Annotated in this window: 9 protein-coding genes; all 9 read right to left on the reverse strand. The window is 48.6% G+C overall.

Annotation, left to right across the window (positions count from 1 at the left end; all coding sequences use genetic code 11):
• Window positions 1-6: 6 nt before the first annotated feature.
• Window positions 7-870: a class II fructose-1,6-bisphosphate aldolase gene (gene fba, locus T359_RS0111830; RefSeq protein WP_026517665.1), complete on the reverse strand. Its 864-nt coding sequence runs from the start codon at window positions 868-870 to the stop codon at window positions 7-9.
• Window positions 871-953: 83 nt separating this feature from the next.
• Entirely contained in the window at window positions 954-3,062 is a 2,109-nt protein-coding gene (locus T359_RS0111835) for an alpha-glycosidase (RefSeq protein WP_026517666.1), read from the reverse strand.
• 235 nt (window positions 3,063-3,297) lie between these two features.
• Window positions 3,298-5,154 (reverse strand): ATP-dependent zinc metalloprotease FtsH, encoded by a 1,857-nt coding sequence (gene ftsH, locus T359_RS0111840; protein ID WP_026517667.1) that lies wholly within the window; start codon window positions 5,152-5,154, stop codon window positions 3,298-3,300.
• Window positions 5,155-5,344: 190 nt separating this feature from the next.
• The gene (hpt, locus tag T359_RS0111845) at window positions 5,345-5,869 is read right to left on the reverse strand and encodes a hypoxanthine phosphoribosyltransferase (protein ID WP_026517668.1); all 525 of its coding nucleotides are present in this window, start codon (window positions 5,867-5,869) and stop codon (window positions 5,345-5,347) included.
• Entirely contained in the window at window positions 5,862-7,328 is a 1,467-nt protein-coding gene (gene tilS / locus T359_RS0111850; protein ID WP_026517669.1) for a tRNA lysidine(34) synthetase TilS, read from the reverse strand. Before tilS ends, hpt begins: the two co-directional genes overlap by 8 nt.
• A gap of 141 nt (window positions 7,329-7,469) precedes the next feature.
• Window positions 7,470-7,781, reverse strand: coding sequence for an FtsB family cell division protein (locus T359_RS0111855; protein ID WP_026517670.1), 312 nt, complete (start codon window positions 7,779-7,781; stop codon window positions 7,470-7,472).
• Window positions 7,782-7,860: 79 nt separating this feature from the next.
• A complete protein-coding gene (locus T359_RS0111860; protein WP_022779283.1) occupies window positions 7,861-8,100 on the reverse strand; it encodes an RNA-binding S4 domain-containing protein in 240 nt (79 codons plus the stop codon).
• A 28-nt stretch (window positions 8,101-8,128) separates the two neighbouring features.
• The gene (locus T359_RS0111865) at window positions 8,129-9,835 is read right to left on the reverse strand and encodes a PEGA domain-containing protein (RefSeq protein WP_026517671.1); all 1,707 of its coding nucleotides are present in this window, start codon (window positions 9,833-9,835) and stop codon (window positions 8,129-8,131) included.
• Between the two features lie 34 nt (window positions 9,836-9,869).
• The gene (locus T359_RS0111870) at window positions 9,870-11,219 is read right to left on the reverse strand and encodes a CCA tRNA nucleotidyltransferase (RefSeq protein ID WP_026517672.1); all 1,350 of its coding nucleotides are present in this window, start codon (window positions 11,217-11,219) and stop codon (window positions 9,870-9,872) included.
• Between the last annotated feature and the right edge of the window lie 45 nt (window positions 11,220-11,264).

The following is an 11,264-nucleotide window of genomic DNA, read 5'->3' on the forward strand; positions in this document are numbered from 1 at the left end:
TCTCTATCAAGCCTTTCCAACTGATCCGAAGAGTTCCATCTTCTCCTTAACTGTAGCCTTGATAGCTTCAGCGCCGGGAGCAAGAAGCTTACGAGGATCAAATCCCTTGCCCTCGAGATCCTTGCCGGCCTCAACGTACTTACGTGTAGCGTCAGCAAATGAAAGCTGGCACTCTGTGTTAACGTTGATCTTGGATACGCCAAGAGAGATTGCCTTCTTGATCATATCTGCAGGAATTCCTGTGCCGCCGTGAAGAACGAGAGGCATAACGCCTGTCTTCTGCTGGATAGCATCAAGAACGTCGAATCTAAGTCCAGGCCATCCCTCAGGATACTTGCCGTGGATGTTACCGATACCTGCTGCAAGCATATCTACGCCGAGATCAGCGATTCTCTTGCACTCTTCAGGATCAGCACACTCGCCCATTCCTACAACGCCGTCTTCCTCGCCACCGATGGAACCAACCTCAGCCTCGATTGAAAGGCCAAGCTGATGAGATACGTTAACAAGCTCAGATGTCTTAGCAACGTTCTCCTCGATGTCATAGTGTGAACCGTCGAACATGATGGATGTGAAACCAGCCTTAATGCACTTGTAACATCCGTCATATGTACCATGATCAAGGTGAAGAGCTACAGGAACTGTAATTCCAAGGCTCTTGTCCATAGCCTTAACCATAGCTGCAACTGTCTCAAAACCTGTCATATACTTACCTGCGCCTTCGGAAACACCGAGGATAACAGGGGACTTAAGCTCTTCTGCTGTAAGAAGAATTGACTTAGTCCACTCCAGGTTATTGATGTTGAACTGGCCTACTGCATAGTGGCCCTCTTTTGCTTTTACAAGCATGTCTTTTGCGGATACTAACATTTGTTTCTCTCCCTTACTTGTGTTTTTGATGGTTATTACCATTATATAACCACAATACGGAAAAATAAAGAAATTTAGTACACTTAGTGCAGTTTGTTGCCTCCGAAGTCGAGTTCGTTCTCTGCCCAGAACTCGTCATTGGATACTGCCTCGAAGCTGTTGTATCTGAGGATCGCTGCTCCCCTGGCTGAAAGAGTCAGTGTCAGGGTTCCGTCCACCGCTGTAAATGCGTTGTTGCTGGTGTAGTAGCCGGAATTATCGGTCTTGAGCATAACAGAAACCTTGGCATCCCTTGGAATACCAAGAGGCCAAACCTCGATCTCTTTTGTCACCATAAAGTCATTGTTATTGACAGCAACCACTGTGGCTGCGGTTCTGTTGAAACGTCCGTAGGCAATAAAGTTATTGTCCGCAAGGAGCTCTCTGACTGAACCTGTCTTAAGCTCCGGACAGGATTTATGTATATTTATAACCTCCCTGTGGAAATTGATGAGGTCCTTGTCCTCATGTCCCCAAGGGTAGGTCCTTCTGTTGTCAGGGTCTGTAAAGCCGCATACGCCGGCCTCGTCACCATAGTAGATAGTGGGTGCTCCCGGCCAGGTCATCTGGATCACAACCGCTTCCCTGAGAACCGACTTCTTGATGCCGGTGTTGGCGGAAGCTGCCATAAGGGTCTCTGTTCTTCCCACCTTCTGGCTGGTTCTTGTAAGGAATCTGGAGTGGTCGTGGTTGGAGAGCTCGTTCATGGCTGTGTACAGTGAAGGTGTAGTAAAGTTCTCTCCCCCTGCGTACAACATGCAGTCAAAAAACTGTCTTGCATTGCCCACTCTGTAGGGCTGAAACTCATCGCTGTGCTTCTCCATTCCGGTGAGGAACCAGCTCACAGGCTCCATGAAAGCGTCATAGTTCATGACGGTATCCCACTGGTCTCCGGAGAGCCATTCCTTGGCAGGGCCATAGTGCTCCGCCAGGATAAGGGCATCGGGCTTGGCCTTCAGAACTTCTTCTCTGAAGCGTCTCCAGAAGTAGTGATTGTATTCCGGAGAGTGGCCCAGATCTGCTGCCACATCAAGTCTCCATCCGTCTGCGTTGTAGGGATGGGACACCCATTTTCTGCCGATTCCGAGGATATATTCCTCCAGTTCCTTGGAGCCCTCGTAGTTGAGCTTGGGAAGTGTATCGTAGCCCCACCATCCGTCGTAATTATTGTTATTGGGCCAGTTGCCTCCGTTAAAGGAGAAATAGCTGTGATAGGGGCTGTCCTCTGAAACGTAGGCTCCCTTCTCATATCCGTTGTAATTTCCGTAAATTCCCTCTTTATCCAGCCACTTATTAAAGGAACCGCAGTGGTTGAATACGCCGTCGAGGATGACCTTCATGCCTCTCTTGTGGGCTTCCTCCACCACCTTGGCAAAGAGCATGTCGCTCTCATAGAGGTTCTTTCTGTTGGCAACCCTGCTGATATACTTGGTTGCCCTGCTGTTGTCGTGCTCCCCTTCAGGAAGGGGCTTTCCGCCGTCTTCGATTATTTTGCCGAAGTGTGGATCGATGTGGTCATAATCCTGAATATCATACTTATGTGATGAAGGAGATACAAAGAGGGGATTAAAATAGATAACCTCCACTCCAAGATCCTTGAGATAATCCAGCTTGTCCAGAACTCCCTGGAGATCTCCGCCGTAGAAATTGCAGAAATCAAAGCTGGTGGCGGGATAAGCATCCCAGTCCTTGACCTGTCCGGAATAGCCGCCGTTGTAAGCGTACTCCCTGTCGACCACGTCATTGGAAGGATCTCCGTTGCAGAATCTGTCCACAAATATCTGATACATAACTGCGCCCTTGGCCCAGTTAGGGGTATGGAAGCCCGGAAGGATCCTGAACTTCATGCTCTCCATGGGTTCGTGGCAACAGCCTCTCTTGTCGTACTTGTAATAGCTGCCGTCCTTACCTCTTATCTCAAAATAGTAGGTAAAAGGATTTGTTCCTGCCTCAGCCTGAGCCTCATAGTAATCAAACTCTCCGTCCGTCTCAGAGATCTTAAGGGTATGTCTTTCATTTCCCCAGATGAGGTCGATCTGCTGCGCTTCATCTTTTTCGCACCTGAAACGAACTCTCGTTATTCTGTTTGCATCCGGCTCCGCCGGTCTTAAGTAATCCAGCGTCATGTCGTGAAAAAAGGCTTTGGTATTCATAACTTAAATATTTTCCCCGATTTTTATAAATGAATATAGCAAAAAAGACAGCGGCAAGCTGTCTTTTTAGAGAAGGTATTTCTTTCTTATGGGGTATAGCAAAAAACTATATAATGTATTGGGGGGTTACGCATATTATACTAGCACCCACCTACCCCTGAGTAAAGACGCATACTTCACAAATTTACTAAAAACAACAGCATCTTTTTGTGAATAATTCACAAAATGGTTTTCTTTATAAAACTACTTCCACATCAGTTGTGATGGTATGTCCCTCGAACAAAGCTTCAAACTCTTCCCTACCGATCTTCTCTTTTTCCATAAGAAGCTCGGAGCTGGCATGGAGGATATCCTCGTACTGAAGGATGATCTCCTTGGCCTTGGCGTAACACTTGTCGATGATGAGCTTAACCTCCCTGTCTATCTCGCCGGCCATGAGCTCACTGTGTTTCTTGCTGTGAGAAATGTCGTATCCGATAAACACATCTTCTTCGTTCTCATCATAGTTGATAACGCCGATATTGTCTGACATTCCATACTTGGTAACCATGTTTCTGGCTTCCTGTGTGGCTTTTTTTATATCACTGGAAGCTCCTGTGGTGATATCACCGAAAATGATCTCCTCAGCAATTCTGCCGCCGAGGGAAACCATGATATCCTGGAGCATTCTCCGCTTGGTAATAAACATCTCATCCTTCTCCGGAAGAGGCATTGTGTAACCTGCTGCCCCAAGGCCCGTAGGGATGATGGAAATGGTGTGAACCGGTCCCACATCAGGAAGCACGTGGAAGAGGATCGCATGTCCCGTCTCGTGATAAGCGGTGATCTTCTTCTCATCATCGGAAATAATCCTGCTGTGCTTCTCGGTTCCGATTCCAACCTGGATAAAGGCTTTATTTACATCATTCTGATTGATAAACTTCCTGTTGCTGATGGCAGCGTTGATAGCTGACTCATTCAGAAGGTTCTCAAGATCTGCACCGGTAAAGCCGGCTGTGGTCTGAGCTACCTGCTTGAGATCAACATCCTCTGAAAGGGGCTTGTTCTTGGCGTGAACCTTGAGGATCTCCTCACGCCCGCCCACATCAGGTCTGGAAACTGTGATCTTTCTGTCAAATCGTCCGGGACGAAGAATAGCGGGATCAAGAATGTCTACCCTGTTGGTGGCCGCCATAACGATGATTCCCTCGTTGACTCCAAAGCCGTCCATCTCGACAAGCATCTGGTTAAGGGTCTGCTCTCTCTCGTCATGTCCGCCGCCCATGCCGGTACCACGGCGTCTTGCCACGGCGTCGATCTCATCTATGAATACGATGCAGGGTGCGTTCTTTTTGGCTTCCGCAAAAAGGTCTCTTACTCTGGAAGCACCTACACCAACAAACATCTCAACGAAGTCAGAACCGGAGATACTAAAGAAGGGAACTCCTGCCTCACCGGCTACTGCCCTTGCAAGAAGGGTCTTACCTGTTCCGGGAGCGCCTTCCATAAGAACGCCCTTGGGGATTCTTGCTCCCACCTGGGTGAACTTGCCGGGATCCTTAAGGAACTCTATGATCTCAAAAAGCTGCTCTTTTTCTTCCTTGAGGCCTGCGACGTCGTCCAGCTTGACCTTGTTTTCCTCACCGGTAGACATCTTGGCTCTGCTCTTGCCGAAATTCATCATCTTGCTGTTACCGGAGTTGCCGGCCTGAAGATTGCTCATCAGGTTAAAGATGAAGACCATCAGCACCAGACCCACGATTATGGGAATGATACTGATCAGCACATTTTCCGAAGGAACATCCTTGACCTCAACGGTTACGTCATGGGCTGAGAGGTATTCCTCCAGGGCAACAACGTCAGTGGTGTAAAAAATTATATCTTCCTTGGCTTCATTCAGGCTGACCTTCACTGATCCTGTGGGTGTCTCTGCATTAGGCATTATGACAACATAGCGTACTCTTCCTGCCTCAACGTCACTTTCAAGGTTGGAACGGGAATAGTTGGTGCTGCCCCCTGTCATAAGACTGCTGCCGTACTCCAGTATTACCACGAATACCAGCATAATCAGTGCAAAAATAAAAATAGGACTAATATTCCTCGAACGATTCAATTTTTTTCCCCCTAGTACAATACTTTTCTATATAATCCGTTTAATTGATACGGATTGCTCCGCTGCGCTCTCGCAATCCTACAGATATTCGGAATCCGCACTACCGTGCTACTTCCTCATATCTGTTCGGGTCGCTAATGTAAGCATCTTATCATGCAAGCATGAACGATGCTTGCATTGCTCCCCTTTATCAATTAAACTCTACAACTCCGATATAAGGAAGGTTGCGGTATCTCTGGTCGTAATCAAGGCCGTAGCCTACAACGAACTCATCAGGAATATCGAATCCTGTGTAGTCCACCTTGACATCTGTGACACGTCTCTCGGGCTTGTCGAGAAGTGTGCAGAGCTTGATGCTGGCAGGATCTCTGTCGCCCAGCATCTTGATAAGGTAAGAAAGGGTTCTTCCTGAATCCACGATATCCTCAACGATGATAACATCTCTGTCCTTCAAAGGCTCATCAAGGTCCTTAACGATCTTGACTACTCCGCTGGATTTGGTTGAGCTGCCGTAGCTGGATGCTGACATGAAGTCCATGGTTACAGGAACTGTGATGCGCTTCGCAAGCTCACACATAAAGAAAACGCCGCCCTTAAGTACGCATACAAGATGTACGGTCTTTCCTGCATAATCCTTGCTGATCATGGCGCCAAGCTCACTGATCCTTTTGTCAACCTCCTCCTCTGTAAGTAGAATTCGAACTGATTCAGCCATTGTTATATCCTCCATTGATTATATTTATAGCCAAAATTCTTTTGGTTTTTGAGCTTACCTTATATTTGCTGCCGTAGCGGTATCCGGGAACCCAGATAATGCTGTTGCCGTCGGCCAGAACAAGCATGGTATCCCGCCTGGAGGCAGGAATCTTCTCGTCGGTCATGTATTTCGACAGCTTTTTACTGTAAAAGGAATCCTCTTTATCAAGGATAATCTCATCCTGTGGCTCCCTGCGCCTAAAAACAGCCCTTTGTATTCTATCATAATCGAACCATTTCGTATATGAAGCAGTAGGGTAGGATGTCTTGCCATTGTACTCTAAAATTTCAATTTCCGCCACACCCAATTCGGGTAAATTAATGTTAATTTTTTGTGTATTTTTTTCTTTTAATAGCGTTAACAGGTCAAAACGGGTTTCCGTCTGCGTTTCACATCCATCATGCCTTTCCGAACTTTGGATGCTCATTATAAATTCATTATAGTTTCTCTGTGCCAAAATACCATAGGGCAGATTTATGCTTGCTTGTCCCGAAGTAGTGGATAATATATCCAAAACCGTCTCCACATGGGCTCTTCCGATATCTTTGCGGCCCGGAACCAGCTCCTCAAACATACGAAGCACCAGATGCTGCAGGATGATACCGGGTTTCTCCGAAAGCTCCCTGACATTCAGCCTTATCTCCCCCTGCCGGGAGTTGTCCGCTGTTTGGTAAAAAAGTTCCTCGGCCTGCTGCCGTATATATTCCTCCGCCGCTGCAAAATCCGCCGCTGCCCTGCACAGATGCTCAGGGGCTGCCTCGTTGATATTCTCGGTAAGATAGGGCAAAACCACGTTTCTTATCTTGTTCCTGGTGTGGATGTTCTCTGCATTAGTCTTATCCGTGCAGTAAGAAAGGCCCTTCTCCTCCAGGTATTCCTCGATCTCTCTTCTGCATACGCAAAGCAGGGGCCTGATAACATTGTCCCTTACGGGCCTGATGGCACTTCCTCCGCGAATTCCTGAACCTCTGGCCAGGTTCATAAGCAGCGTCTCCGCCACATCGTCCTCATGATGGGCCACGGCGATAAGAGTACGGCCGGCGCTGTTCTTCTCTCTCATCTCCTCTGCCGCCTTCTCGAAAGCCTCGTATCTGGCCTTCCTTCCGGCCTCTTCCTCAGTCATGTTCCACTGACGAGCCAAGGCTGGGATATCCTTGGTCACTGCAGTGAACTCTATTCCTCGTTCTTCACAGAACCTGCGGGCAAAATCTTCGTCCTCTCCCGCTTCTTCCCTGATTCCGTGATTCACATGAACCGCCACAAGCTCAATCTTAAGAAGTCTCTTCAGCTCAAAGAGCACCGTCATGAGCGCAGTAGAGTCCGCACCCCCGGAGAAGCCTACGACTACGCTGTCTCCCTCCCGGAGCATATCTTCTTTCCGTATGAAGTTAAGGACTCTTTGCTCAAACTGATTCATTTTCTCGTTTCCGCATTGTATTTTCTTTTGCCGGAGCACTTTGGCTTTTCGATGCACCGGGGCTGCCTTAGGGCAGGCCCGTCCGGGGAACCCAAAATGAAACAAGCGCAGACAGATAATGTCTGCGCTTAAGTTGTGTCGTCACTCACCGGTATTTTTGAAGATGATCTCACCGGGATATACCAGTCCAAGCTTCTCCTTGGCGGTATCCTCTATGTACTTACGAGTGTGCGTGTATCTCTCGAACTCTGCGATATCCTCGCTACGTGCCTGCTCATCCTCGATCTGCTCCTGAAGCAGTGCCTCTTTCTCTGCCAGGCCGTCAGCCTTCTGCTTAAGGCCGTATCCCTTGATAGCTACTGCGATAACCAGGAAAAGAACTACTGTTGTGGTAAGGATGATACCGGATTTATTCTGAAATCCACGCTTCTTGTAACGTGCTTTTCTTGCCATTTTTAAACCCCAATCTTACATTTTCACATAAAAACTCTATATATATTGTAATACTCACTAAATTCTACGTCAAATCGCATTAAATGTATTTATAGAGGTTAGTTACGTCTTCCTTGTGGATGGTTTCCTGTACATCCAGGACCTCAACGCTTACGTCTTTGTTTCCAAAGCCAATGGTGATCTTGTCTCCAACCTTCACCTCTGCAGAGGCCTTGGCGGGTCTTCCGTTGATGGTGACCCTTCCTGCATCGCAGGCCTCGTTGGCCACGGTACGCCTCTTGATAAGTCTTGTTACTTTCAGATATTTATCTAATCTCATTTCTTAAATCTCCATTTAATAATATATTCTAGTCCCCGGAAGCGGTGCTGGCTGCGTCATCGGCCTCGTCATCTCTGTTACTTGCTCCCGTGGAAGCTGAACCGGAGCCGTCTTCACTGCCGGAATCGCTGCTCTTTTCTTCCGGTGCTGCGCTTGTGCCTTCATCCGCCGCTGAGCTGCTGCCTGAGCCGCTGTCAGAGGCATCCTCAGAAGGATCGGCACTGGAATTGCTGGAGCTGGCTGAAGAACTAAGGGATGCTGATTCGGAACTCTTATCCTTGCTCGCCTCATCTGTCTTTTTCTTGATAAGGGCAGGGAAGTTGTAGACATTGTCTACTTCCTCTTCATCCACGCTGATCCTGTAGCTCTTGGTCTTGTAGCCCTCTTTTTTCAAAATTATCTCATGGGTTCCCGACACCTTTGTCATATTGGTGGGGATAATTCCTATATAGCTGCCGTCAAAGTACAGCTCTGCTCCGTCGGGCTCATCCACGTAGATCTTGTAGCCCTTGATAACCTTGTTCTTGTCAGTCTTCTTTTTGCCGGAGTCGTTGCCGCTGACATCCTTGGAAGAAGCCGAGCTGGCTGCGCTGGAGGCCTTCCTGCTTGAGTCATTGCTGCTCCTGCTCTTTTTCTCGGAGGACTTGTCCGACTTGGAATTTGATTTACTTGCAGAATCCCAGGTTGATGCACTGGAAGCCGCTTCTTCGCTGCTCTTTTCCTGCTCAAGCTCTATCCTGATGACGGACTTGGGCGTTCCCACCTTCAGATACTTGGTCTGGGTCTCATACCCGTCAGCCATGATCTTAAGATTGTGGTAGCCGTACTGAATGGTCTGTGGGGTTCCTGTCAGAACCTTTTTACCATCCACAAAAACTTCTGCCTCTTCAGGCTTTATCTCAAAGGTCACAAGACCTTCCTTGGGCTTTGTTATGGTGACATTGCCCGTATCCACCACGGTCTCCTGGTTGCGGGCGATCTTCACATCCTGCTGGTAGTTGGCGCCGTTTCCAAGGATCTGCAGCTTGTAATCTCCCTCGGGAGCACTCAGCAGCATATTGGGTGAAATCTTGTGAATGACCTCGTTGTCCAGCTCGATCCAGGCTCCCACAAGGCTCCTGTCCTCCACGGTGTCCGAAGAAAGGCTCACATAGCCGTGACCACTGGTAACAACAACGCTGTAAACATCCCTGCCGATACCTCTGGCGGTTATGGTGTCCGTAGCAAGAACATCCTCTGCCAGAGCCAGATCTCCGTCAGCCATGACCAGGGTCCTGACATCCAGTTTGTACACATCCTTTTTTATCTTGGCGGTGCCATCGCCCCTTACCAGCTCATGGTCCCTGGTATCCTCAATGGTCCACACCTTGTCTGACATATTGAGGGTGGTGATCTTCTTGGTGCTCTTAAGGAAAGTGACCTCCACAACCTCACCCACCTCAAGAAGGCTGGCAGAAAGCGGCCCGCCGTACTTATCATACATCATGCTGGTGTTGTCGTAGTTCAAAGTGTAGGTCCTGCCTGTGGAATGGTTCCTGAACCTGATCTGCTTTTTGTCCAGGTCAATGGCCCTGATGGCCGCAGTGTCCGCGGAATCATACTTGCCCACCAGCGAGATGTTCACTTTCTCGTTACCGCCGGCAAAAGATATCACACTGCCGGGCCCCGTAACAACCAGCGCAAGACTCAGCACAAGTGCTGTCATTATCCTTCCTGCATACATGCAATTTCTCATAATTACCCCTCATAGCGCCCAAACACAAAGCGCCTTAAATACTCTGCTCCGCTTTTTCGGAAAAAAGTTCAAGTCTGCCCAGAAGATATTCCTTGGTATTGTGCTCCGGATTCTCCAGAACATCCTCCAGCATAAGCTCCAGAATGCTTCCAAGCTTCTTTCCCGGAGTGATTCCCAGGGCTATAAGATCGCCTCCGTTGACCGCAAGGCTCTTAATATTCACACACTGATTCTTCTCAAGAACAGCCCTGTAAACCTCTCTTGTCTTCTCGATGAGCTCCAGATTGTCCGCTCTGGCGTAATCGCTCTGGGCCATGGTGTCCGCATATCTGACCTGCAAAAGAAGCTCCAGCTCACGGGTTCCCACCTTGTTCATGGCTCTTCTGACATATTTTTCCTCGGCGGGGAATCTGTCATCATGGTGCAAAACCAGCTTGCACACCAGATCCATGGTATCCCTGTCGAACTTCAGCCTTCTGAATATATCCCGGGCCATGTCCGCCCCCTTGATGGCATGCCTGTAAAAATGACTTATTCCATCCTCATCTATGGTCTCAACCAGGGGCTTACCCAGGTCGTGGAAAAGCATTGTAAGCCTCAGAACCTTGTCATCAGGCACATACATCAGACTCTGAATGATGTGCTCTCCTACGCTGTACATGTGATGGGGGTTGTTCTGCTCCGTCTCCATGCATCTGTCCAGCTCCGGCAGTATAACCGCCGTAACGCCCATCTCATAGGCATCCCTTATCCTGTCAGGGTGAGGAGATGTCAGAAGCTTCACCAGCTCCACCTGTATCCTCTCTGCGCTGATCTTCTCCAGGGTCGGTGCCAGCTCTTTTATGGCCTCCCGGGTCTTCTCCTCGATGGAATAATCCAGCTGGGCGGAGAATCTCACTGCCCTCATGATCCTCAGGGCATCCTCGGAAAAACGCTCCCTGGGGTCCCCTACGCATCTGATGACCCTGTTTTCCAGGTCCTCTATTCCTCCAAACCTGTCTATCAGGCCCTCTTCCTCGTTGTAGGCCATGGCATTGATGGTGAAATCACGTCTCTTCATATCCTCAGTGAGATTCTTGGTAAAAGTGACCTCGCTGGGGTGGCGGCTGTCCTCGTACTTGCCGTCGATCCTGTAGGTGGTAACCTCATATCCTTCCTTGTCCACCATGACAGTGACGGTTCCGTGCTGTATTCCTGTATCTATGGTCCTTCTGAAAAGCTTTTTTATATCCTGCGGCAGTGCGTTGGTGGTGATATCCCAGTCCCCGGGCTCCCTTCCAAGCAGCGCATCTCTAACACACCCACCCACAATATAGGCCTCAAAGCCTGCCTTATGAATGGTGTCCAGTATCATTTTCGCATTCTTTGGCATTGTAATCTTCATAACTAAATAATATCGTAAACCTCTAAAAATGTGAATAACATAAGA

It is taken from the genome of Butyrivibrio sp. MC2021 (genome assembly GCF_000621605.1).
GTDB lineage: Bacteria > Bacillota > Clostridia > Lachnospirales > Lachnospiraceae > Butyrivibrio.